Below are 21,828 nucleotides of genomic sequence, written 5' to 3' on the forward strand. Positions count from 1 at the left end.
CGGCTACGGGTCCATAACGGGCCGGCGCGCCGGCGCCTCATCCCCGGGCCGCCTCCTGGACCGCCTGCTTGAGCTTGGCCGGGGTCATCGTGCGGTCCTGGTAGATGTTCCTCCCGTTCAGCAGCACGGTCGGCGTGCCCGAGAAGTCGCCCTTGCGGAACGCCTCGTGGGACTTGGCGACCCAGCCGTTGTGCGTGCCGTCCTCGACGCACCTGCGGAAGGCGGGCGTGTCGAGGCCGTCGACCTTGCCGGCCAGCTCGATGAGCTTGTCGTTCCCGGCGTAGGCGTCGTCGGTCTCCGAGGGCTGGTTGTCGAACAGCACGTCGTGGTACGCGGGGAACTTCCCGGCGTCCTGGGCGCAGGCCGCCGCGTTGGCCGAGTTGCGGGAGCCGGAGCCGCCCATGTTGCCGTCGATGAGGGTGACCAGGTGGTACTCCACCTTCAGCTGTCCGGCGTCCGTCAGCTCCTGGACCGTCGAGCGGTACGTCTGCTCGAAGGCCTTGCAGGCCGGGCAGCGGAAGTCCTCCCACACCGTGAGCGTGGACTTCGCGCCGTCCTCGCCGACCGGGACGGCGAGACCGTCCTTGCCCTGCGCCCCCGAGGGCGCCACCACCGGGCCCGACGCCTCGCCGTCGTCCTTGCCCGCGTTCGCGGCGATCACGCCGGTCACGGCGGCGAGTCCCAGGACACCGACCACGCTCGCGCCCACGATCAGCGCCCGCCGTCGCTTCTCCGCCGCCCTGTGCTTCTCGCGCTCGGCCGCCAGCCGCTCCCGGGCGGTGCGCTTTCCCTCACGGTTCTTCTCGCTCACACCCCGCAGAACGAACCGGGGAGGCGCAGCGCGCCTCCCCGGCCTCAGGTCCACCCGGACGAGGGACCCGTATGAATTCCCGGTTCGTCACGCCCCGGCCGGCCGGACCCGGCGGCGCACGCCCCGGGCGAGGTCTTCGGCGAGCGCGCGGACCGCTTCGAGGCCCGCCGCGTGGTCCGGGGCGTCCAGCATCCGCTTGACGAACGCCGAGCCGACGATCACGCCGTCGGCGAAGCCGGCGACCTCGGCGGCCTGGGTGGCGTCGGAGACGCCGAGCCCGACGCACACCGGCAGGCCGGTGCCGGTGGCCCGGGTGCGTTCCACCAGGTCCTGGGCCTGGGAGCTGACCGTCTCGCGGGTGCCGGTGACGCCCATGAGGGAGGCGGCGTAGACGAAGCCGCTGCCCGCCGCGGTGATCTCGGCGAGCCGCGCGTCCCTGCTGCTGGGGGCGACCACGAAGACGGTGGCCAGGTCGTGCTTTTGGGCGTGCTCCCGCCACAGCGCCGACTCCTGCACGGGCAGGTCGGGCAGGATGCACCCGGCGCCGCCCGCCTCGGCGAGCTCGGCGGTGAAACGCTCGACGCCGTAGCGGTCGATGGGGTTCCAGTACGTCATGACGAGGACCGGCTTGCCCGTGGCCTCGTACGCCTCCCGGACCGTGCGCATGACGTCGGCGATCCGGACGCCGCCCCGCAGGGCGATGTCGTCCGCGGTCTGGATGACGGGGCCGTCCAGGACCGGGTCGCTGTGCGGCAGGCCCACCTCCACGACGTCGGCGCCGCCCTCGAGGACGGCCTTGACGGCCTCGATGCCGCCGTCCACGGTCGGGAACCCGGCCGGCAGGTAGGCGATCAGCGCGGAGCGGCCCTCGGACCTCGCCGCGGCGAGGGTGTCGGTCAGCAGCCGGATGTTCCCGCTCACTTGGCGTCCCCCTCGATCTCGGCGGTGTCGGTGTCGGCGTCGGCGGCGACCTCGGCGTCGGTGTCGTACAGGCCGAAGTAGCGCGCGGCGGTGTCCATGTCCTTGTCGCCGCGCCCGGAGAGGTTGACGACGATCAGCCCGTCCTCGCCGAGCTCCCGGCCGACCTCCAGGGCCCCGGCCAGCGCGTGGGCGCTCTCGATGGCCGGGATGATGCCCTCGGTGCGCGACAGCAGGCGCAGGGCCTGCATGGCCGCGTCGTCGGTGATCGCACGGTACTCGCCGCGGCCGGAGTCCTTGAGGTAGGAGTGCTCCGGCCCGATGCCCGGGTAGTCCAGGCCGGCCGAGATCGAGTACGGCTCGGTGATCTGGCCCTCGTCGTCCTGGAGGACGTACGAGCGCGAGCCGTGCAGGATGCCGGGCTCGCCCGCGGTCAGGGTCGCGGCGTGCTCGCCGGTGCCGATGCCGTGCCCGGCCGGCTCGCAGCCGATCAGGCGGACGCCCTCGTCCGGGATGAACGCGTGGAACAGGCCGATGGCGTTGGAGCCGCCGCCGACGCAGGCGACGGCCGCGTCGGGCAGGCGCCCGGCGCGCTCCAGCAGCTGGCGGCGGGCCTCGACGCCGATGACGCGGTGGAAGTCGCGGACCATGGCCGGGAAGGGGTGGGGGCCCGCGACGGTGCCGAAGAGGTAGTGGGTGTGGTCGACGTTGGCGACCCAGTCGCGGAACGCCTCGTTGATGGCGTCCTTCAGGGTGCGGCTGCCGGACTTCACGGCGATGACCTCGGCACCGAGCATGCGCATCCGGGCCACGTTGAGAGCCTGGCGCCGCGTGTCGATCTCGCCCATGTAGATGGTGCAGTCGAGGCCGAACAGGGCGCAGGCGGTGGCGGTGGCGACGCCGTGCTGACCTGCGCCCGTCTCGGCGATCACCCGGGTCTTGCCCATGCGCTTGGTGAGCAGGGCCTGCCCGAGCACGTTGTTGATCTTGTGGGAGCCGGTGTGGTTGAGGTCCTCGCGCTTGAGGAACACGCGGGCGCCGCCGGCGTGCTCGGCGAACCGGGGCACCTCGGTGAGGGCGCTCGGGCGGCCGGTGTAGTGGACGAGCAGGTCGTCGAGCTCGCGGGCGAACTCGGGGTCGGCCTTGGCCTTCTCGTACTCGACGGCGACCTCGTCGACGGCGGCGACCAGCGCCTCCGGGATGAACTTGCCGCCGAACGCGCCGAAGTAGCCTTCGGCGCTGGGAAGGCTGCCCTCCGGATCGGGGACGAAGAACTGGCTGGGCATGCGGAAACCTCACGGTGAGTGTGTGGACGGACACTGATCGCCGTGGGGGCGGGGGTTGCCGGTGGGCCTCAGGCCGTTTGCGGCCGGCCGAGCGCACGCGGCGGAGCCGCGTGCGCGGGCACTGCCCCGCGCCCCTGAGGGGCGCGCTGCCATCGACGGCCGTTGACCTGCCCGGGTTCGTCGCCGATGACGTACCGCACCCTGCGCCCGTGCACCCGGCGTGCGGGCGCGCGGCAGCCACGGGGCCGGCAGCCGCGCGCGAGGCGGGCGTACGGGTCCCGGGCCGTCAGGGTGATCGGAAGGGTCATCGGGGCCAAGCCTATCGGGGGTTCAGTCCCGCCCGTGCCGCAGCGCCGGGTGCGCGCCCGCCGCGACCAGGTCGGCGACCGCCGTCCTGGGGTCCTTGCCGGTGACGAGGGATTCGCCGACCAGGACGGCGTCGGCGCCGGCGTTGGCGTACGCGATGAGGTCGTGCGGGCCGCGGATGCCGGACTCGGCGATCTTGACGATGTCGTCGGGGATCTCGGGGGCGACCCGCTCGAACGTGGAGCGGTCGACCTCCAGGGTCTTCAGGTTGCGCGCGTTGACGCCGATCACGCGCGCGCCCGCGTCCACCGCGCGCTCGACCTCGTCCTCGTCGTGCACCTCGACCAGGGGCGTGAGCCCGATGGACACCGCGCGCTCGATGAGTGACTCCAGGGCCGGCTGGTCGAGGGCGGCCACGATCAGCAGCGCGAGGTCGGCGCCGTACGCGCGGGCCTCCCACAGCTGGTACGACGTGACGATGAAGTCCTTGCGCAGCAGGGGGACGTCCACGCGCGCGCGGACCGCCTCCAGGTCGGCCAGCGAGCCGCCGAAGCGGCGCTGTTCGGTCAGGACGGAGATGACGGCCGCGCCGCCCGCCTCGTAGTCGGCGGCGAGCCCGGCCGGGTCGGCGATCGCGGCCAGCGCGCCCTTGGAGGGGCTGGAGCGCTTGACCTCGCAGATCACCTTGACGCCGTCGCCCTTGAGCGCGGCGGCCCCGTCCTTGGCCGCGGGAGCCTTCGCCGCGCGCTCCTTGAGCTCGTCGAGGCTGACGCGCGCCTGCCGTTCCGCGAGGTCGGCACGGACTCCGTCGATGATCTCGTCGAGCACACTCACGCGAGCGGCCCCCTTCCAGGCGGTTGACTGTTGAAGCGGTCGTTTCCGCCGCCGGCCCGGCCTCCTCGGACGGGGCACCGGGCGAAGCCGATGGTCACTGCGATGGTATCCGGAGGAGGGCGAAGCCCTCGCATCCGGTTGACGCCGGTCCCACTACCTGGACCTCCGCCGGTCGATCAAGGACGCAGCCAGCCACCGAACGGCAGGTTCCGGACAACGGTGAAGACCAGCAGCAGCCCTCCCAGGGCCCACAGGTGCGCGGGCCCCAGGGCGATCCGCAGCGGACGTCCGCGCACCGAGCGGACCACCCAGACGGTCCACACCACCGCGAAGCCGAGGAACGCCGCGACGGCCAGGGCATTGTCCGCGAGCGCTCCCGCGACGTCCCCGTGCACGAAGGCGTGCGCGCTGCGCAGCCCGCCGCAGCCGGGACAGTACAGGCCGGTGAGGCGCAGCAGCGGGCAGACCGGGTAGTGGCCGGGTTCGTTGGGGTCCACCGCGCCCACGTACGCGAAGGCGCCGACGACGGCCGCGAGCACCCCGGCGGGGGCGGCCAGGCGGCCCGGCAGGCTCCGCGTCCCCCTTCGGCGGTCGGTGTCCACGGTAGGCATTGTGCCCGTCGCACGCGTGAGGGGCGCTCCCGGCACCCCGGTGCCGTGACCGCCCCTCGACGAAGTTCCGCGCCCGCCCGTCGCGTGGGATCAGCCCCGGGCGCGCGCCGGCTCCCGGTCGCCGGTCATCCGGTGCACCGGGTGGAGGTCCTTCGGCTGGCCCAGGCCCATCGCGCGCATGATGGCGCCCACGACACCGCCGAGGACCACGATCCCCATGCCGGCCCAGAAGCCCACCGGCTGGGCCATCACCATGAACGCGCCCGCGACGCAGAAACCGATGAAGGCGATGATGACACCGGTCCAGGCGGCCGGGGTGTGACCGTGGCTGCTGCCCGCCATTGCTTGCTCCTCGTTGCTGTGTGCGTGTCTGAGCAGGACGCTCGCGCCCATTGTCCCGCACTCGCGCGCGTGCGGTGAGCGGGGGTGCTCCCCCGCGCGTCCGCGCCCGTCCCCGCGGGCGGGGCGGCTCACGCCCCGGTCGGGTCCTCGCCCCGGTCGAGCGCCTTCCACAGTTCCTCGGGCCGGTCGGGGTCGACGGGCCGGGCGCGGCGGCGCGGGCGGGGGGCGCCGTCGCGCTCGTAGCGGCCGGACATCGCGGGCCACAGGCGCCCGTAGCGCAGGGCGAGCAGTCCGGCCAGCAGGATCAGGGCGCCGCCCGCGGCCGCGACGTACGGCCAGGCGGTGTGGGTGAGGGCGCCCACGGTGGCGGAGGTGTCGCCGGAGGCCTCGGCGGCCTTCTCGTCGAGCGCGGAGCGGTCGACGGCGCCGAGCAGGGCCGCGAGGACGGCGCCCGCGCCGGAGAGCGCGAGCAGCGCGGCGACCACGAGGCGTCCGGCCCGCCGGACGGCGAAGACGGCGACGAGCGCGGCGAGGCCCACCACGGCCAGGGCCGCGGGGACACCGGTGACGTCGCTGCCCCTGGCGGTCAGGGGGAAGGCGCCGCCGGCCACCGTCGCGGTGCCCCGCGACCACGTCTGCCGGGTGGCGAGCAGCGCCACGGCCGCGCCCAGCGCGCCGCACAGCAGCGCGGCGGCGAGGCTCAGGCGGCCGGCCCGGGCGGATCCGGGGGCTTCGGGACGGGGGTGGGATGCAGCAGTCACGTACTCCACTATCGCCTGAACCCGGGGCGAACCCTTACCCGGGGCCGACGTGAGAAACGCCCCACCGCTCCCGGGGCGCGCCCTACCGCCCCAGCCTGTTCGCCGTGTGCACCGCGCGCAGCACCGCCGCCGCCTTGTTGCGGCACTCGGTGTCCTCGGCGACCGGGTCGGAGTCGGCGACGATGCCGGCACCCGCCTGGACGTACGCCGTGCCGTCGCGCAGCAGGGCGGTGCGGATGGCGATGGCGGTGTCGGAGTCGCCGGCGAAGTCGAGGTAGCCGACGCAGCCGCCGTACAGCCCGCGCCGGGACGGCTCGAGTTCGTCGATGATCTGCAGGGCGCGCGGCTTGGGCGCGCCGGAGAGGGTGCCGGCCGGGAAGCAGGCGGTCAGCACGTCGAAGGCCGTCCGCCCCGGTGCCACCCGCCCGGTCACGGTCGAGACGATGTGCATGACGTGCGAGTAGCGCTCGACGGACATGAAGTCGACGACCTCGACCGAACCGGGCTCGCAGACCCGTCCGAGGTCGTTGCGGCCGAGGTCGACCAGCATGAGGTGCTCGGCGCGCTCCTTGGGGTCGGCGAGCAGCTCCTCGGCGAGGGCCTGGTCCTCCTGCGGGGTGGCGCCGCGGTGCCGGGTGCCGGCGATGGGGTGCACCATGGCCCGCCCGTCCTCGACCTTCACCAGCGCCTCGGGGGAGGAGCCGACCACGTCGAAGCCGTCGAAGCGGAACAGGTACATGTACGGGGAGGGGTTGGTGGTCCGCAGCACCCGGTAGACGTCCAGCGCGCTCGCCGTGCACGGCGTCTCGAAGCGCTGGGAGGGGACGACCTGGAAGGCCTCCCCGGCCCGGATGCGTTCCTTGATGTCCTCGACGGCGGCCTGGAAGTCGGCGCCGCCCCACCGCGCGGTGTACTCGGGCAGTTCGGAGGGCGGCAGCACGGCGGGCGGCTGGGCGACCGCGCGCGACAGGTCCGCCTCCATGGCGTCCAGACGGGCGACCGCGTCCGCGTAGGCCTCGTCGACGCCCGTGTCGAGGTCGTTGTGGTTGATCGCGTTGGCGATCAGCAGGACGGAGCCCTCCCAGTGGTCCATGACGGCGAGATCGCTGGTGAGGAGCATGGTCAGCTCGGGCAGTGCGAGGTCGTCGCGCTCGCCGGGGCCGATCTTCTCCAGGCGGCGGACGATGTCGTAGCCGAGGTAGCCGACCATGCCGCCGGTGAAGGGCGGCAGGCCCAGGTCGTGGGCGAGGTCGCGGGGGGTGTGCAGGGCCTCGACGGTGGCGCGCAGGGCGGCCAGCGGGTCGCCCCCGGCCGGGACGCCGACGGGCGGGGTGCCGAGCCAGTGGGCCTGGCCGTCGCGCTCGGTGAGGGTGGCCGCGCTGCGGACCCCCACGAAGGAGTAGCGCGACCACGAACGGCCGTTCTCCGCGGACTCCAGCAGGAAGGTGCCGGGGCGCTCGGCGGCGAGCTTGCGGTACAGCGCGACCGGGGTGTCGCCGTCGGCGAGGAGCTTGCGGGTGACCGGGACGACCCGGCGGTCGGCGGCGAGCTTGCGGAACGTCTCGAGGTCCATGGCGGCCGACCCTACCGATCCGAGGCGGGTGTGCCGGAACCGGCGCCGGCGGCGCCGTCGCCGGCCTCGAACAGCACGTCGGCGTCGAAGCAGGTGCGGGCGCCGGTGTGGCAGGCGGCCCCCACCTGGTCGACCTTGACCAGCACGGTGTCGGCGTCGCAGTCGAGGGCGACGGACTTCACCCACTGGAAGTGGCCGGAGGTGTCGCCCTTGACCCAGTACTCCCGGCGGCTGCGCGACCAGTACGTGCAGCGGCCGGTGGTCAGTGTGCGGTGCAGTGCCTCGTCGTCCATCCAGCCCAGCATCAGCACCTCTCCGGTGTCGTACTGCTGGGCGATGGCGGGCAGGAGACCGTCGGGGCTGCGCTTCAGGCGCGCGGCGATCTCCGGGTCGAGGCGGCCGGGCCGGGGGGACGTGCTGGTCATGCCGACCATTGTGCCGCGTGGCGGCGGCGCGGCCCGGCCGTGTCCACTGTCCGGACCGGGCGACCGGTCGTAGGCTGACTTCATGTCGACCCATGCCAAGCGTGAACGGCTTCTGCTCGCCGATCTGTTGGAGACCGCCGGTCCCGACGCGCCGACCCTGTGCGAGGGCTGGACCACCCGTGACCTCGCCGCGCACCTGGTGGTGCGCGAGCGCCGTCCCGACGCCGCCGGCGGGATCCTCGTCAAGCAGCTCGCGCCGCGCCTGGACCGGGTGATGGCGGAGTACACCGCGAAGCCGTACGAGGAGCTGGTCCGGCTGATCCGCACCGGCCCGCCGCGGTTCTCGCCGTTCTCGTTCAAGCCGGTCGACGAGCTGTCGAACATCGTCGAGTACTACGTCCACGCCGAGGACGTCCGGCGCGCCCAGCCCGACTGGGCCCCGCGCGAGCTCGACCCGGTCTTCCAGGACGCCCTGTGGTCCCGCCTGGAGCGCAGTGCCCGCCTGATGGGCCGCAAGGTCCCGACGGGCCTGGTGCTGCGCCGTCCGAACGGCCAGACGGCGGTCGCCCAGCGCGGCACCCCGGTGGTCACGGCGACCGGCGAGCCGTCCGAGCTGGTGCTGTTCCTGTACGGCCGGCAGAGCGCCGCCAAGGTGGACCTGGAGGGCGACGAGAACGCGATCGCGAAGCTGCGGGAGACCAGGCAGCTGGGCATCTGAGGCGCGGGCGCGGGCCTTCGCCGGGGACCGCGCGGCGGCGGCCGGCCGGGGTCCGCGGCGGAGCCCCGGCCGTCGTCGTCCGGCCGGGGCTGTGCCGCGGAGGTCTCCCGTCGGGGGTCCGCGGGCACGTCACCTGACGGGGTGCCCCGCCTCCCGCAGCGTCTCCTTCACCTGCCCGATCCGCAGGTCCCCGAAGTGGAAGACGGAGGCGGCCAGCACCGCGTCCGCGCCCGCCGCGATCGCCGGCGGGAAGTCGGCCAGCCTGCCGGCGCCGCCCGAGGCGATCACCGGGACCGTGACGTGCTTGCGGACCGCGGCGATCATCTCCAGGTCGTAGCCGTCCTTCGTGCCGTCCGCGTCCATCGAGTTGAGCAGGATCTCCCCCGCGCCCAGCTCGGCGGCCCGGTGCGCCCACTCCACGGCGTCGATGCCGGTGCCGCGCCGGCCGCCGTGGGTGGTCACCTCGAACGACCCGGACTCCGTGCGCCGCGCGTCCACCGACAGCACCAGCACCTGCCGGCCGAAGCGCTCGGCGATCTCCCGGATCAGGTCGGGCCGGGCGATCGCCGCGGTGTTCACGCCCACCTTGTCGGCGCCCGCCCGCAGCAGCTTGTCCACGTCCTCGGCGGTGCGCACGCCGCCGCCGACCGTCAGCGGGATGAAGACCTGCTCGGCGGTGCGGCGCACCACGTCGTAGGTCGTCTCGCGGTCGCCCGACGAGGCGGTGATGTCCAGGAACGTCAGCTCGTCGGCGCCCTCGGCGTCGTACACCTTGGCCATCTCGACGGGGTCGCCCGCGTCGCGCAGGTTCTGGAAGTTGACACCCTTGACGACCCGGCCGTTGTCCACGTCCAGGCAGGGGATGACTCGGACCGCCAGGGTCATGGATCCACCGCTCCTCGATACATGCTTCTGTGAAAGAACTTCAGCCTCTGAAGGCTTCCAGCTCCACCGACACCAGGACGCGCGGGTCGATGAAGCCCTCCACGACGAGGAGGGTCGCGGCCGGCCGCACGGAGCCGAACAGCTCCTTGTGGGCCCGGCCCACCTCCTCGACGTCCCTCGGGTGCGCCAGGTAGACGCGGGTGCGGATCACGGACTCGACGCCGAGCCCGAACTCGCCGATCGCCTCGATCGCGCTGGTGAAGGCCACCTTGGCCTGCTCGTACGGGTCGCCCTCCCCGTACAGCACGTTGCCCTTGAAGGACGTGGTGCCCGCCACCAGCACGCGGTCGCCCGCCGCGACGGCGCGTGCAAAACCGAAGGACTCTTCCCAGGGACTTCCGCTCTGCACACGCCGCACGGTTCCGGACGTCATGACGACACAGCCTCCAAGGCCTCTTCCAGGGTGAACGCCTTCGCGTACAGCGCCTTCCCGACGATGGCCCCTTCGACACCGAGCGGGACGAGACCGGCGATCGCGCGCAGGTCGTCCAGGGACGACACGCCGCCCGACGCCACGACCGGGCGGTCGGTGGCCGCGCAGACGTTCCTCAGCAGCTCCAGGTTCGGGCCCTGCAGCGTGCCGTCCTTGGCGATGTCCGTGACGACGTAGCGGGCGCAGCCCTCCTTGTTGAGGCGCTCCAGCGTCTCGTAGAGGTCGCCGCCGTCGCGGGTCCAGCCGCGGCCCCGCAGCGTGGTGCCCCGTACGTCGAGCCCGACGGCGATCTTGTCGCCGTGCTCGGCGATGACCTTGGCGACCCACTCGGGGGTCTCCAGGGCGGCCGTGCCCAGGTTCACCCGGGTGCAGCCGGTGGCCAGGGCGGCGGCCAGGGTGTCGTCGTCGCGGATGCCGCCGGAGAGCTCCACCTTGATGTCCATGGCCCGGGTGACCTCGGCGATCAGCTCCCGGTTGTCCCCGGTGCCGAACGCGGCGTCCAGGTCGACCAGGTGCAGCCACTCGGCGCCCGACCGCTGCCAGGCGAGGGCGGCCTCCAGGGGGGAGCCGTAGGAGGTCTCCGTGCCGGACTCGCCGTGCACCAGGCGGACGGCCTGGCCGTCGCGGACGTCGACGGCGGGGAGGAGTTCGAGCTTGCTCACAGTGTTCCGATCCAGTTGGTGAGGAGCTGGGCTCCGGCGTCGCCGGACTTCTCGGGGTGGAACTGCGTGGCCCACAGGGCGCCGTTCTCGACGGCGGCGACGAACGGCTTGCCGTGCGTGGACCAGGTGACCCTGGGGGCCTCGATGGCCGGGTTGTGCGTCTCCAGCGTCCAGTCGTGGACGGCGTAGGAGTGCACGAAGTAGAAGCGGGTGTCCGCGTCCAGGCCGGCGAACAGCTGGGAGCCGGCCGGGGCGTCCACGGAGTTCCAGCCCATGTGGGGCACGACGTCGGCCTGCAGCGGCTCGACCGAGCCGGGCCACTCGGCCAGGCCCTCGGTCTCGACGCCGTGCTCGATGCCGCGCGCGAACAGGATCTGCATGCCGACGCAGATGCCCATCACCGGGCGGCCGCCGGCCAGCCGGCGCTCGATGATCCAGTCGCCGCGCGCCTCCTTCAGCCCCTTCATGCAGGCGGCGAAGGCGCCGACGCCGGGCACCAGCAGCCCGTCGGCGTTCATGGCCGTGTCGTAGTCGCGCGTGATCTCGACGTCGGCCCCGGTGCGCGCGAGGGCGCGCTCGGCGGAGCGGACGTTGCCGAAGCCGTAGTCGAAGACGACGACCTTCTTGGACGTCCCGGACGTCCCGGACGTCCCGGTGGTACCCATCAGTTCCACACCTCCAGCCGCATGACGCCCGCCACGAGGCACATCGCGGCACTGATCGAGAGCAGTACGACGAGGCTTTTCGGCATCTGCTGCCTGACGAAGGAGATGATCCCGCCGATCAGGAAGAGGCCGACGACGATCAGGAGGGTCGACAGCCCGTTCACAGCGCACCCTTCGTGGACGGGAGGATGCCCGCGGCGCGCGGGTCGCGCTCACAGGCGTACCGCAGGGCCCGGGCCAGCGCCTTGAACTGGCACTCCACGATGTGGTGCGCGTTGCGCCCGTAGGGCACGTGCACGTGCAGCGCGATCTGGGCCTGGGCGACGAAGGACTCCAGGATGTGCCGGGTCATCGTGGTGTCGTACTCGCCGATCATCGGCGCCATCTTCTCGGGCTCGGTGTGCACGAGGTAGGGGCGGCCGGACAGGTCGACGGTGACCTGGGCGAGCGACTCGTCCAGCGGAACCGTGCAGTTGCCGAAGCGGTAGATGCCCACCTTGTCGCCGAGGGCCTGCCGGAAGGCGGCGCCCAGCGCGAGGGCGGTGTCCTCGATGGTGTGGTGGGAGTCGATGTGCAGGTCGCCCTCGGTCTTCACGGTGAGGTCGAACAGACCGTGCCGGCCGAGCTGGTCGAGCATGTGGTCGTAGAAGCCGACGCCCGTGGCGATGTCGGTCCTGCCGGTGCCGTCGAGGTCGATCTCGACGACGACCGAGGTCTCCTTGGTCGTGCGCTCCACGCGTCCCACGCGGCTCATGTGCTCTGCTCCTTCTTCAACTCACGGACCGCGTCGAGGAACGCGTCGTTCTCCTCCGGGGTTCCGGCGGTGACCCGCAGCCACCCCGGTACGCCGTTGTCCCGGACCAGGACGCCCCGGTCGAGGATCCTTCGCCAGGTTTCGTGGGCGTCGGCGAACCGCCCGAACTGCACGAAGTTGGCGTCCGAGTCGGTCACCTCGTAGCCGATCGCGCGCAGCTCGGCGACCAGCCGGTCCCGCTCGGCCTTCAGCTGCTCCACATAACCGAGCAGCGTGTCGGTGTGTTCCAGGGCGGCCAGCGCGGTCGCCTGGGTGACGGCCGACAGGTGGTACGGCAGCCGGACGAGCTGGACGGCGTCCACGACGGCCGGGTGCGCGGCGAGGTAGCCCAGGCGCAGGCCCGCCGCGCCGAACGCCTTCGACATGGTGCGGGAGATCACCAGGTGCGGCCGCCCTTCGAGGAGCGGCAGCAGCGAGTCGCCGTGGCTGAACTCGACGTAGGCCTCGTCCACGACCACCATGGACGGCTTCGCCGCCTGCGCGGCCTCGTACAGCGCGAGGACCGTCCCGGGCGGGACCGCGTTGCCCGTGGGGTTGTTGGGGGTGGTGACGAAGACGACGTCCGGCCGGTGCTCGGCGATCGCCCGCTCGGCGGCGGCGAGGTCGATCGTGAAGTCCTCGCCCCGCGGGCCCGGGATCCAGCCGGTGCCCGTCCCCCGCGCAATCAGAGCGTGCATCGAGTACGACGGCTCGAAGCCGATGGCGCTGCGGCCCGGGCCGCCGAAGGTCTGCAGCAGCTGCTGGATGACCTCGTTGGAGCCGTTGGCGGCCCACACGTTCTCCGGGCCGACCGGGTACCCGGCCGTCTTCGTCAGGTACTCGGCGAGCCTGGTGCGCAGCTCGACCGCGTCCCGGTCCGGGTAGCGGTTCAGGCCGCGGGCGGCCTCCCGCACCCGTTCGGCGATCCGCTCGACCAGCGGTTCGGGCAGCGGGTAGGGGTTCTCGTTGGTGTTCAGCCGTACGGGGACGTCCAGCTGGGGCGCGCCGTAGGGGGACTTGCCGCGCAGCTCGTCCCGTACGGGGAGATCGTCGATTCCGGGGTTCACTTGCTCTCCGGCACCTTCCAGCCGAACCGTGCCTTGATCGCCGCGCCGTGCGCGGGCAGGTCCTCCGCCTCCGCCAGCGTCACCACGTGGTGCGCGACCTCGGCCAGCGCGTCCTTCGTGTAGTCGACGACGTGGATGCCGCGCAGGAAGGACTGGACGGACAGGCCCGAGGAGTGGCAGGCGCAGCCGCCGGTGGGCAGGACGTGATTGGAGCCGGCCGCGTAGTCGCCGAGCGAGACGGGCGCCCAGGGGCCGACGAAGATCGCGCCGGCGTTGCGGACCCGGTCGGCCACCGCCGCCGCGTCCGCGGTCTGGATCTCCAGGTGCTCGGCGCCGTAGGCGTCGACCACCCGCAGGCCCTCCTCGACGCCGTCGACGAGCACGATCGCGGACTGCCTGCCGGACAGCGCCGGGACGATCCGGTCGTCGATGTGCCGGGTGGCCGCGACCTGCGGCTCCAGCTCCTTCTCCACCGCGTCCGCGAGTTCCACGGAGTCGGTGACCAGGACGGCCGCCGCGAGCGGGTCGTGCTCGGCCTGGCTGATCAGGTCGGCGGCGACGTGCACCGGGTCGGCGGTGGAGTCGGCGAGGATCGCGATCTCGGTCGGGCCGGCCTCGGCGTCGATGCCGATCCTGCCGGTGAAGTAGCGCTTGGCGGCGGCGACCCAGATGTTGCCGGGACCCGTGACCATGGTGGCGGGCGGGCAGGACTCGGTGCCGTAGGCGAACATCGCGACGGCGGTGGCGCCACCGGCCGCGTACACCTCGTCGACGCCGAGCAGCGCGCACGCGGCGAGGATCGTCGGGTGCGGCAGTCCGCCGAACTCGGCCTGCGGCGGGGAGGCGAGCGCGATGGACTCGACGCCGGCCTCCTGGGCGGGCACGGCGTTCATGACCACGGAGGACGGGTACACGGACCGGCCGCCCGGCGCGTACAGGCCGACGCGGTCGACCGGCACCCACTTCTCGGTGACCGAGCCGCCGGGCACGACCTGGGTGGTGTGGGTGCTGCGGCGCTGCGCGCGGTGGACGAGGCGGGCGCGGCGGATGGACTCCTCCAGGGCCGCGCGCACGGCCGGGTCCAGTTCCTCCAGCGCGCGGGTGAGGGCCGCGGCGGGCACCCGCACCTGGTCCAGCGTGACGCCGTCGAACTTCTCGGCGAAGTCGATCAGCGCCGCGTCGCCCCGATGATGAACGGCCTCGCAGATCGGACGCACCTTCTCCAGTGCGGCCTGAACGTCGAAGTCGGCTCGGGGCAGCAGGTCGCGCAGGGCGGGGCCCTCGGGGAGGGCGTCGCCGCGCAGATCGATTCGGGAGATCACGTCCCCAATTCTCTCAGACCCGGGTTGTGCCCTGTTCGCACGTTTCACTGGCTGATACGGATTCCTCCGCGGATCCGGAAGATCCTTCTCACTTTGAGTGTTCACGACGTCACTCACCGGGCATGAACTGATGTACGAAACCCGTGGGCACCAGGGGAGGAGGGGAAGAGCTGTGACCGAAGGGGCCGGCGTGCGGGCCGGGGACCTGCCGGACGACCTGACCGCCGCGGAGGCCGGCATGTGGCAGGCCTTCCGCAACGGCAGCGTGTACGACCTGAGCAGCGGGGACGCGGTCGTCGACGATCCGCACGGCGGGCACCCCTGGGGCCCCGAGCGGACCGTGCGGGGCCGGATCGTCTGCTGGCTGCTCCTGGACGGCCCGCCCCCGCTGGCCGGCCGGGTGGCCTCGCTGAAGCTCGTCGGCGTGCGGATCAGCGGCACGGTGGACCTCGCGGGCGGCACGGTGGAGCCGTACGTCGAGATGCGGGACTGCCGGTTCGAAGGGGACGTGCTGTTACCGGAGGCCCGCTTCACGACCGTCCGGCTGGTGGACTGCGCGGTGCCGCGCCTGGAGGCCGCCCGGCTGAACACCGAGGGCGACCTGCACCTGCCGCGCTGCCGGTTCCACCACGGCATCCGGCTCACCGACGCGCGGATCGGCACGGACCTGATGCTCAACCAGGCGATCGTGCACCGGGACCGCAGCGGCCGGTCGATCGCCGCGGACGGCCTGTCCGTCGGCCAGGACCTGCAGGCCGAGATGCTGGAGTCGCACGGCGAGCTGAGCCTGCGCAGCGCCACGGTGGGCGTCTCGCTGAGCCTGCGCGGCGCCCGGCTGTCCAACCCCCACGCGCGGCTCGCCCTCAACGCCCCCCAGCTGACCGTCGAGCGCACCCTGTACCTGACCCCGGCGGGCCTGGGCGCCCAGGCGATGAGCGGCATCACCCCCGCGCGCGGCACGCGTGTGCAGCGCTTCGAGTGCGAGGGCGGGTTACGGCTGGACGACGGGCGGTTCGGGGACGCGGTGGACCTCGAGGCGGCCCGGTTCACCCTCACCGACGACCAGGAGCTGTCGCTGCGCCGGGTGCAGACGCCCGAGCTGCGGTTCCTCGGGGAGCGGCCGGCCGGCGGGCACGTGGTGCTGTCGGGAGCGCGGATCGTCAACCTGATGGACCGCGCGGACAGCTGGCCGGGCCCGGGCCGGCTGCACATGGGCGGCTTCTCCTACGAGAACCTGGTGCCGCGCGGGCCGTTCCCGCTGGCCGGGCGGCTGGACTGGGTGGCCGCCGCGACCGCCGAGTACAACCCGGAGCCCTACGAGCGCCTCGCCGCCGTGCTGCGGGCCGGCGGCGAGGACGAGGACGCCCGCGAGGTGCTGCTCGCCAAGCAGCGCCGGCGCCGCGAGAGCCTGCCCTTGGCCGCCAAGCTGTGGGGGTTCGCGCAGGACTGGACCGTCGCCTACGGGTACCGGCCGGGCCGGGCCGCGGTGTGGATGGCGGTGCTGTGGGCGGCCGGCTCGGTGGCCTTCGCGCACGGCGAGCACCCGCCCCTCAAGAGCGGTGAGCATCCGCCGTGGAACCCCGCCCTGTTCGCCCTGGACCTGCTGCTGCCGGTCATCGACCTCGGCCAGGTCGGCTTCTGGCGACTGAGCGGGGGCTGGCAGTGGCTGGCCACGGTGATGATCCTGCTGGGCTGGGTGCTGGCGACGACGGTGGCGGCGGGGGCGACACGGCTGCTGCGGCGCAACTGAGGAGGCCGCCGGTGGTACTTCTGCGGCAATTGTTGTTGAATAGTCACCCTTTTGGCCGCTCTTGACCACTCGGCGTACAACCTTTGCGCAAGTTTCGTGAGGGGTCTGGCGCCGCCGCGAACCCCCGTCTTTCAATGGTCGACACCATGGCTCTGCTTCCCCCGTTCATCCGCGCGACCCGGATGGCAAGGACCGCCGCGCGCCCCGTCACCGAGCCACGCGCCGACGACGAGGTGCTCCTCGACGCGCCCGACGACCGCCTGGCCCCCGCCCTGGTCGCAGCCGCCGACGGCTCCTACGCGCCCGCCGCCGAACTGCTCGCCGCCACCCGCGCGGGCGGCGAGTGGGAGCGCCGCGACCGGTACGCCACCCGGCTGGCGGCCTTCGCGCACTCCCGCCCCGAGTGGCTGGAGGCCTGGCGCGCCGCCGACCCGCACGATCCCGGCGCGCTGCTGGTCGGGGCCCAGCTGGCGGTGGACCGCGCCCTGCGGTCACCGGCCCGGGCCGAACTGCTGCGCGAGGTGAGCCCGCTGATCACCGCCGCCGCCCGGGCCGACGACCGCGATCCGGTGCCGTGGCGGGTCGCGCTGGACCACGCGCGCGGCACCCGGGCCGGGCACAAGTACTTCGAGGAGCTGTGGGCGGCGGCGGTACGCCGTGCCCCGCACCACTACGGCTGCCATGTGGCGGCCCTGCGGTACCTGGCCGAGTCCTGGCACGGCTCGCACCGCGAGTGCTTCGACTTCGCCGACCGGGCCGCGCAGGACGCCCCGGCCCACGCCCTCGTCCAGGCGCTGCCCCTGCACGCGGCCTTCGCCTACCTCACCGACGGCTGCGGGCCCGAGGTGCCGCGCGAGCGGCTGGACGCCGCGGCCGACCGGGCGATCGCGCTGTCCCCCCTGCTGCCGGCGGCCGACCCGTGGCCGGCCAGGATGCGCAACCTGCTCCTCTTCGTCCTGGTCCGCCTGGAACGCTGGGCGGACGCCGCGGAGCAGCTGCGCCTGAACGGCCCGTACGCCACCTCCTTCCCCTGGGACCGGGTCTCGGACGACCCGCTCGGCCACTTCCTGCGGGTGCGCGACGACATCCGGGCGGCGGCGTCCGGACGCCGGCCGGGGCCTGCCGCGGGGCCCGTGCACCCACCGGGTCCCGCGCATCCGCCGGGCCCCGGGCATCCGCCGGGCGAGCACGACGGACGCATCCGCTCCGGCGACCATTAGGCTTCTGCGTCGTGACCACCGTCCGTCTTCCCCTCTTCCCCCTGAACGCGGTGCTCTTCCCCGGGCTCGTGCTCCCTCTGAACGTCTTCGAGGAGCGCTATCGCGCCATGATGCGCGAGCTGCTCAAGACCCCGGAGGACGAACCGCGCCGGTTCGCCGTCGTGGCGATCCGCGACGGCCACGAGGTGGCGCCCAGCGCCCCGGGCCTGCCGGACCCGACGGCGCTGCCCGAGCTCGGCCCCGCGGCCGGCTTCGGCCCCGACCCGCTCAGGGCCTTCCACAAGGTGGGCTGCGTGGCGGACGCGGCCACGGTCCGCGAGCGGGCCGACGGCACCTTCGAGGTGCTGGCGACCGGGACTACCCGGGTGCGGCTGCTGTCGGTCGACGCCTCCGGCCCCTTCCTGACGGCCGAGCTGGAGCCGCTGCCCGAGGAGCCGGGCGACGAGGCGGGCGCGCTGGCCGAGGGGGTGCTGCGGTCCTTCCGCCAGTACCAGAAGCGGCTGGCGGGGGCACGGGAGCGGTCGCTGGCGACCGGCGCCGACCTGCCCGACGACCCGGGCGTCGTCTCCTACCTGGTGGCCGCGGCGATGATGCTGGACACCCCGGCCAAGCAGCGCCTGCTCCAGGCCCCGGACACGGCCTCCCGGCTGCGCGACGAGCTGAAACTCCTTCGCTCCGAGACGGCCATCCTCCGTAGTCTGCCGTCGTTGCCGGCGTCGGACCTGACGCGCGGCCCGATGAGTCTGAACTGACGCACGATCCTCGAGGTGCAGGCCGGGATGGCGAAGAAGGCGAAGAAGCAGCGGCACGAGGACGGGGCGCGCGCGGCGCGTCCGGACAAGGGCGGCGGGCGGCGGGCGGGCGGCACGCCCGCGACGGTGGCGCTGACGGCGGCCGGGGTGGCGTACACGGTCCACTCCTACGACCACGACCCTTCCCATCCGTCCTACGGCGAGGAGGCGGCCGAGGCGATGGGCGTCTCGCCCGACCGGGTCTTCAAGACGCTGGTGGCGGACGTCGACGGCGCCCTGACGGTGGCCGTGGTCCCCGTGGCGGGCCAGCTGGACCTGAAGGCCCTCGCGGCGGCGGCCGGCGGCAAGCGGGCCGCGATGGCGGACCCGGCGCTCGCCGAGCGCACCACCGGCTACGTCCGCGGCGGCATCTCCCCCCTCGGCCAGCGCAAGAAGCTCCCGACGGTGCTGGACGACTCGGCGGCGCTGCACGAGACGATCTGCGTCTCGGCGGGCCGCCGCGGCCTGGAGGTCGAGCTGTCCCCGGACGACCTGGCGAAACTCACCGACGCGGTCCTCGCCCCCATCGGCCGCGCCTGAGCCCTCGCGCCGGCCGCGCGTGCCCCCTCGCGCCAGCCGCGCCTGAGCCCTCGTGCCGACCGCGCGTGACCTCCCGCACCGGCCGCGCGTGACCTCCCGCACCGGCCGTGCCTGAGCCCGTGAGCCCTCGGTGGACGTCCCCTCCTCGGCCGGGCCGCGGGGACGCGCCGGAGGGAACGCGGGAGCGCGCGGACACGGGCGGCGCAACGGCGCACCGCGGCAAAGGGCCGCCCGGACCACGGCGGGCGGCCCGCGGGGCGACCCGGCCGCGGGCGCTCGTGCCGGCGGGGCGGGAACGGTCCCCCGTCCGGGGGCCTACGGCGCCGAGGCCTCTCCGTACGGCCCGTGCTCGAACCCCGGCTCCGGGTCCCGGGGCCCGAACAGCGCCGTCAGCCCGAGGTGCGACACCAGCGCGGCCAGCGGCCAGGCCAGCAGTGCCCCCTTGGCCCCCAGCTTCATCGGCGCCGGGAACGTCACTCCCTTGCCCGCGTCCTTCGCCTGGGCGATCACGTCCTGCGCGGGGCCGAGCCACACCCCGGTCCGCCAGGCCAGCAGCGCCCCGAGCAGTCCCCCGACGCCCAGCGCCACCACCAGCGGCACGCCCCCGCGCCGCCGTACGGCGAACACGGCCAGCGCGCTCACCGCGCCGAAGGCCAGCGCCAGCAGCGTGAACGTCCCGTCCACCCCGACGGCCTGCTCGCCCTCGGTGTCCTTGAGGTAGACGACCCAGTTGCCGTCCACCACGTCACCGACCAGCGGCACCCGCGGCGCCAGCCACCACCACAGCAGCCCGAGCAGCACCCCGCCGAGCGCCACCGCCACCGTGATCACGACGGCCTCGCGCACTTCGGTCCTCATGCCGGGGCCGTCCTTGTCGTACGCGGTTGCCGCGCCGGGACCGGCGGACGGCGGCACCTGCCATCCCTGGTACGTGGAGTGCTCATGCGGTGGCGGAGTCAGAGGTGCGGTCACCCTGACATCGTGCCAGGTACGGCCGTGCGGCGCGTCACCGGACGGCGGCCCGGCGGTACGCCCGGGTCGCGACGGCCAGCGAGAGGACGCCGACGGCCCCGCACACGGCGAGGTCGCCGAGGACGAAGGCCCAGTCGGGACGCTCCCCGAAGGTCCGCGCGAAGGCCTCCACCCCGTACGTGGACGGCAGCAGGTCCCGCGCGAGCCGCACCGCCCCGGGCATCCGCTCCGCCGGCAGCACCCCCAGCAGCAGCGCGGCCGACATGCCGAGCTGTCCGAGCAGCGTGGCCAGCTCCGGGCGCGGCGCGAGCAGCCCCAGCGCCGCGCCCAGCCCGGCGAGCGCGGCGCCCGCGAGCGGGATGACGGCGGCCAGCACCCACAGGTGCGCGAGCGGCAGCCCGAACAGCACGCACCCGAAGACGGCGGTCACCACGGTCCCCGGCACGGTGAACGACGCGTACGCGCCCGCCGCGCCCAGCACCACCGCCGCCGGCGGCACCGGCAGCGTCGCGTAGTGGTCGAGCCCGCCGCTGGCCCGCAGCTGCCCGAAGTACTGGGCGAGCAGGTTCAGCGCGACGAAGGCCACGACGAGCACCGACGACCCCGCGACCACCGCCTGCGCCTCGTCGCCGCCGTCCACCACCCCGCGCATCAGGATCATGATCCCGATCGACTGGAAGGTCGCCACGAACAGCAGCGGGATCCGCGCCACCCGCGCCCGGGACAGCTGCGCCCGGTACACGGCCGCCAGCGACGGCCACAGCCGCGCCCGCGGTCCGAGTTCGGCCGGGCCGTCGGCGCCCCGGGACACGGCCAGGGCTTTGCCCGGCAGGACATCGGCGGGTACGACACTCACGTCGCGCTGCTCCCCTTCGTTCGGGTCCTTCGCGGCCCTCGCCCCGTTCGGTACGGACGCGGCGTCCCGTGTGCTCGACGCCCGCGCGCCCGGGGCCCGGGCGGTCACGCCTTCACCAGCCCCTGCTGCGCGGCGCCGCCCAGCGCCAGGTAGACGTCCTCCAGGCTCGGCGTGGCGAGCGTGAAGTCGTCCAGGGCGGCGAAGGCGGCCCCGCCGGTGACGGTGGCGACGATCGTACGGGCCTCCTCGGGCCCGAGCCGGAGCGTCCAGCGGCGCCCCGACTCCACGGCGCGGTCCCGCAGCGCGGCGACCTCGGGGACGTGCAGCGGGGCCGTCTCGCGCCACACCAGCTCGACGCGGACCTCGCCGGCGACCTTCTCCTTGAGCCCGGCGGGCGAGTCGCAGGCGATGACGCGCCCCCGGTCCAGGACGGCGACCCGGTCCAGGACCGTCTCGGCCTCGATGACGTTGTGGGTGACGAGCAGCACGGTCGTACCGCGCTCGGCCCGCCGCCGGTCCACGGCCGACCACACCGCCCGCCGTGCCACCGGGTCCATCCCCGTGGTCGGCTCGTCGAGCACCAGCAGCGGCCGCTCCCCCATCAGGGCGGCGGCGAAGCACGCCAGGCGCCGCTGGCCGCCGGACAGCTTCTTCAGCGGGCGCCCGGCGATCGGCGTGAGACCCAGCTCGTCCAGGACGGCGTCCCGCTCGGCCCGCGCCCGCCGCACGTCCAGACCGCGCAGCCGTCCGGTGGTCTCGGCGGCGAGGGACACGGTCAGCTCGTCGAGGGCGGTGGACTCCTGCCCGAGGTAGGCGAGGATCCGCGAGGCCCGCTCGGGATGGCGCACGATGTCGTGCCCGAGGATCTCCACGCTGCCGTGGTCGGGCCGCATCAGCCCGGTGAGCTGGCGCACGAGGGTGGACTTCCCGGCCCCGTTCGGCCCGAGCAGCCCGAAGATCTCGCCGCGCCGGATGTCCAGCTCCACGGCGTCGGTGGCCCGGACCTCGGGCGTCGCGGGCACGCCCCGCCGCCCGCGCACCGCCGGATAGGTCTTGGTCAGCCCGCGCACCGCACACACGACGTCACCACCGTGCCGAAATGCCTGTGCCGCGCGCGTACTCACAAGGGACGAGCCTACGTGGTCGGGAGCGCCCGCCCGTTCCCGGGTCGGTCCACAACGGCGAATCGGCAGGTAGAACGCCAGCCCGCCGGCGGGGCCCGGCCGG

The 21,828-nt window shown here is 73.9% G+C and carries 25 protein-coding genes; 5 read left to right on the forward strand and 20 right to left on the reverse strand.

What is annotated here, in order from left to right:
* Positions 1 to 37: 37 nt before the first annotated feature.
* From AB0L29_RS05905 to hisI, 9 genes are all read right to left on the reverse strand, one after another.
* The gene (locus AB0L29_RS05905) at positions 38 to 811 is read right to left on the reverse strand and encodes a thioredoxin domain-containing protein (RefSeq protein WP_365823750.1); all 774 of its coding nucleotides are present in this window, start codon (positions 809 to 811) and stop codon (positions 38 to 40) included.
* Between the two features lie 87 nt (positions 812 to 898).
* Positions 899 to 1,732: a tryptophan synthase subunit alpha gene (trpA, locus tag AB0L29_RS05910; protein ID WP_365823752.1), complete on the reverse strand. Its 834-nt coding sequence runs from the start codon at positions 1,730 to 1,732 to the stop codon at positions 899 to 901.
* Positions 1,729 to 3,015 carry a tryptophan synthase subunit beta gene (gene trpB, locus AB0L29_RS05915; RefSeq protein WP_365823754.1) on the reverse strand — a complete coding sequence of 429 codons (1,287 nt, stop codon included), beginning with the start codon at positions 3,013 to 3,015 and terminating at the stop codon, positions 1,729 to 1,731. Before trpB ends, trpA begins: the two co-directional genes overlap by 4 nt.
* Before the next feature lie 330 nt (positions 3,016 to 3,345).
* Positions 3,346 to 4,155 carry an indole-3-glycerol phosphate synthase TrpC gene (gene trpC, locus AB0L29_RS05920; RefSeq protein WP_365823756.1) on the reverse strand — a complete coding sequence of 270 codons (810 nt, stop codon included), beginning with the start codon at positions 4,153 to 4,155 and terminating at the stop codon, positions 3,346 to 3,348.
* A gap of 176 nt (positions 4,156 to 4,331) precedes the next feature.
* On the reverse strand, positions 4,332 to 4,766 hold the full coding sequence (locus AB0L29_RS05925; protein ID WP_365823758.1) for a DUF2752 domain-containing protein: 435 nt from the start codon (positions 4,764 to 4,766) through the stop codon (positions 4,332 to 4,334).
* A 90-nt stretch (positions 4,767 to 4,856) separates the two neighbouring features.
* Entirely contained in the window at positions 4,857 to 5,108 is a 252-nt protein-coding gene (locus AB0L29_RS05930; RefSeq protein WP_365823759.1) for an HGxxPAAW family protein, read from the reverse strand.
* A 128-nt stretch (positions 5,109 to 5,236) separates the two neighbouring features.
* On the reverse strand, positions 5,237 to 5,878 hold the full coding sequence (locus AB0L29_RS05935; RefSeq protein WP_365823761.1) for a TIGR02234 family membrane protein: 642 nt from the start codon (positions 5,876 to 5,878) through the stop codon (positions 5,237 to 5,239).
* A gap of 73 nt (positions 5,879 to 5,951) precedes the next feature.
* Positions 5,952 to 7,442, reverse strand: coding sequence for an anthranilate synthase component I (locus AB0L29_RS05940; protein ID WP_365823763.1), 1,491 nt, complete (start codon positions 7,440 to 7,442; stop codon positions 5,952 to 5,954).
* A gap of 11 nt (positions 7,443 to 7,453) precedes the next feature.
* Positions 7,454 to 7,867, reverse strand: a complete 414-nt coding sequence (gene hisI / locus AB0L29_RS05945) for a phosphoribosyl-AMP cyclohydrolase (RefSeq protein WP_365823765.1) — start codon at positions 7,865 to 7,867, stop codon at positions 7,454 to 7,456.
* A gap of 82 nt (positions 7,868 to 7,949) precedes the next feature.
* Here hisI and AB0L29_RS05950 point away from each other — a divergent pair, with 82 nt between their 5' ends.
* Positions 7,950 to 8,585: a TIGR03085 family metal-binding protein gene (locus tag AB0L29_RS05950; protein WP_365823767.1), complete on the forward strand. Its 636-nt coding sequence runs from the start codon at positions 7,950 to 7,952 to the stop codon at positions 8,583 to 8,585.
* 129 nt (positions 8,586 to 8,714) lie between these two features.
* Here AB0L29_RS05950 and hisF read toward each other — a convergent pair whose 3' ends face one another.
* From hisF to hisD, 8 genes are read right to left on the reverse strand one after another with little or no spacing between them, the layout of a single operon-like run.
* Positions 8,715 to 9,470 (reverse strand): imidazole glycerol phosphate synthase subunit HisF, encoded by a 756-nt coding sequence (hisF, locus tag AB0L29_RS05955; protein WP_365823769.1) that lies wholly within the window; start codon positions 9,468 to 9,470, stop codon positions 8,715 to 8,717.
* Between the two features lie 40 nt (positions 9,471 to 9,510).
* Positions 9,511 to 9,903, reverse strand: coding sequence for a RidA family protein (locus tag AB0L29_RS05960; RefSeq protein WP_365823771.1), 393 nt, complete (start codon positions 9,901 to 9,903; stop codon positions 9,511 to 9,513).
* Positions 9,900 to 10,625 (reverse strand): bifunctional 1-(5-phosphoribosyl)-5-((5-phosphoribosylamino)methylideneamino)imidazole-4-carboxamide isomerase/phosphoribosylanthranilate isomerase PriA, encoded by a 726-nt coding sequence (priA, locus tag AB0L29_RS05965; protein ID WP_365823773.1) that lies wholly within the window; start codon positions 10,623 to 10,625, stop codon positions 9,900 to 9,902. The genes AB0L29_RS05960 and priA overlap by 4 nt, the downstream gene beginning before the upstream one ends.
* Entirely contained in the window at positions 10,622 to 11,290 is a 669-nt protein-coding gene (gene hisH, locus AB0L29_RS05970; RefSeq protein WP_365823775.1) for an imidazole glycerol phosphate synthase subunit HisH, read from the reverse strand. The genes priA and hisH overlap by 4 nt, the downstream gene beginning before the upstream one ends.
* Positions 11,290 to 11,454, reverse strand: a complete 165-nt coding sequence (locus AB0L29_RS05975) for a hypothetical protein (RefSeq protein ID WP_365823777.1) — start codon at positions 11,452 to 11,454, stop codon at positions 11,290 to 11,292. The genes hisH and AB0L29_RS05975 overlap by 1 nt, the downstream gene beginning before the upstream one ends.
* Positions 11,451 to 12,044: an imidazoleglycerol-phosphate dehydratase HisB gene (gene hisB / locus AB0L29_RS05980; RefSeq protein ID WP_365823779.1), complete on the reverse strand. Its 594-nt coding sequence runs from the start codon at positions 12,042 to 12,044 to the stop codon at positions 11,451 to 11,453. The genes AB0L29_RS05975 and hisB overlap by 4 nt, the downstream gene beginning before the upstream one ends.
* Complete coding sequence (locus AB0L29_RS05985; RefSeq protein ID WP_365823781.1) at positions 12,041 to 13,150, reverse strand: histidinol-phosphate transaminase; 1,110 nt, start codon at positions 13,148 to 13,150, stop codon at positions 12,041 to 12,043. Before AB0L29_RS05985 ends, hisB begins: the two co-directional genes overlap by 4 nt.
* Complete coding sequence (gene hisD / locus AB0L29_RS05990; protein ID WP_365823783.1) at positions 13,147 to 14,472, reverse strand: histidinol dehydrogenase; 1,326 nt, start codon at positions 14,470 to 14,472, stop codon at positions 13,147 to 13,149. The genes AB0L29_RS05985 and hisD overlap by 4 nt, the downstream gene beginning before the upstream one ends.
* A gap of 172 nt (positions 14,473 to 14,644) precedes the next feature.
* Between hisD and AB0L29_RS05995 the strand changes: the two genes are divergently transcribed.
* From AB0L29_RS05995 to ybaK, 4 genes are all read left to right on the forward strand, one after another.
* Positions 14,645 to 16,222, forward strand: coding sequence for an oxidoreductase (locus AB0L29_RS05995; protein ID WP_365823785.1), 1,578 nt, complete (start codon positions 14,645 to 14,647; stop codon positions 16,220 to 16,222).
* Positions 16,223 to 16,356: 134 nt separating this feature from the next.
* On the forward strand, positions 16,357 to 17,442 hold the full coding sequence (locus AB0L29_RS06000) for a hypothetical protein (RefSeq protein WP_365823787.1): 1,086 nt from the start codon (positions 16,357 to 16,359) through the stop codon (positions 17,440 to 17,442).
* An 11-nt stretch (positions 17,443 to 17,453) separates the two neighbouring features.
* On the forward strand, positions 17,454 to 18,194 hold the full coding sequence (locus tag AB0L29_RS06005; protein WP_365823789.1) for an LON peptidase substrate-binding domain-containing protein: 741 nt from the start codon (positions 17,454 to 17,456) through the stop codon (positions 18,192 to 18,194).
* Positions 18,195 to 18,221: 27 nt separating this feature from the next.
* A complete protein-coding gene (gene ybaK / locus AB0L29_RS06010; RefSeq protein WP_365823791.1) occupies positions 18,222 to 18,773 on the forward strand; it encodes a Cys-tRNA(Pro) deacylase in 552 nt (183 codons plus the stop codon).
* 315 nt (positions 18,774 to 19,088) lie between these two features.
* Here ybaK and AB0L29_RS06015 read toward each other — a convergent pair whose 3' ends face one another.
* The 3 genes from AB0L29_RS06015 to AB0L29_RS06025 form a co-directional block, all read right to left on the reverse strand.
* Positions 19,089 to 19,745 (reverse strand): AAA family ATPase, encoded by a 657-nt coding sequence (locus AB0L29_RS06015; RefSeq protein WP_365823793.1) that lies wholly within the window; start codon positions 19,743 to 19,745, stop codon positions 19,089 to 19,091.
* Between the two features lie 34 nt (positions 19,746 to 19,779).
* Entirely contained in the window at positions 19,780 to 20,601 is an 822-nt protein-coding gene (locus tag AB0L29_RS06020) for an ABC transporter permease (protein WP_365823795.1), read from the reverse strand.
* A gap of 104 nt (positions 20,602 to 20,705) precedes the next feature.
* Positions 20,706 to 21,680, reverse strand: a complete 975-nt coding sequence (locus AB0L29_RS06025) for an ABC transporter ATP-binding protein (RefSeq protein ID WP_365823797.1) — start codon at positions 21,678 to 21,680, stop codon at positions 20,706 to 20,708.
* Between the last annotated feature and the right edge of the window lie 148 nt (positions 21,681 to 21,828).

The sequence above is a fragment of the Streptomyces sp. NPDC052701 genome (assembly GCF_040678355.1).
GTDB lineage: Bacteria > Actinomycetota > Actinomycetes > Streptomycetales > Streptomycetaceae > Streptomyces.

Coding starts and splice junctions, on each gene's coding strand:
- AB0L29_RS05960 (WP_365823771.1), bottom strand. CDS start 9,903: ATGACGTCCGGAACCGTGCGGCGTGTGCAGAGCGGAAGTCCCTGGGAA.
- ybaK (WP_365823791.1), top strand. CDS start 18,222: ATGGCGAAGAAGGCGAAGAAGCAGCGGCACGAGGACGGGGCGCGCGCG.
- AB0L29_RS05930 (WP_365823759.1), bottom strand. CDS start 5,108: ATGGCGGGCAGCAGCCACGGTCACACCCCGGCCGCCTGGACCGGTGTC.
- AB0L29_RS05925 (WP_365823758.1), bottom strand. CDS start 4,766: ATGCCTACCGTGGACACCGACCGCCGAAGGGGGACGCGGAGCCTGCCG.
- AB0L29_RS05940 (WP_365823763.1), bottom strand. CDS start 7,442: ATGGACCTCGAGACGTTCCGCAAGCTCGCCGCCGACCGCCGGGTCGTC.
- hisI (WP_365823765.1), bottom strand. CDS start 7,867: ATGACCAGCACGTCCCCCCGGCCCGGCCGCCTCGACCCGGAGATCGCC.
- hisB (WP_365823779.1), bottom strand. CDS start 12,044: ATGAGCCGCGTGGGACGCGTGGAGCGCACGACCAAGGAGACCTCGGTC.
- AB0L29_RS05950 (WP_365823767.1), top strand. CDS start 7,950: ATGTCGACCCATGCCAAGCGTGAACGGCTTCTGCTCGCCGATCTGTTG.
- AB0L29_RS06000 (WP_365823787.1), top strand. CDS start 16,357: ATGGTCGACACCATGGCTCTGCTTCCCCCGTTCATCCGCGCGACCCGG.
- hisH (WP_365823775.1), bottom strand. CDS start 11,290: ATGGGTACCACCGGGACGTCCGGGACGTCCGGGACGTCCAAGAAGGTC.
- hisF (WP_365823769.1), bottom strand. CDS start 9,470: ATGACCCTGGCGGTCCGAGTCATCCCCTGCCTGGACGTGGACAACGGC.
- trpB (WP_365823754.1), bottom strand. CDS start 3,015: ATGCCCAGCCAGTTCTTCGTCCCCGATCCGGAGGGCAGCCTTCCCAGC.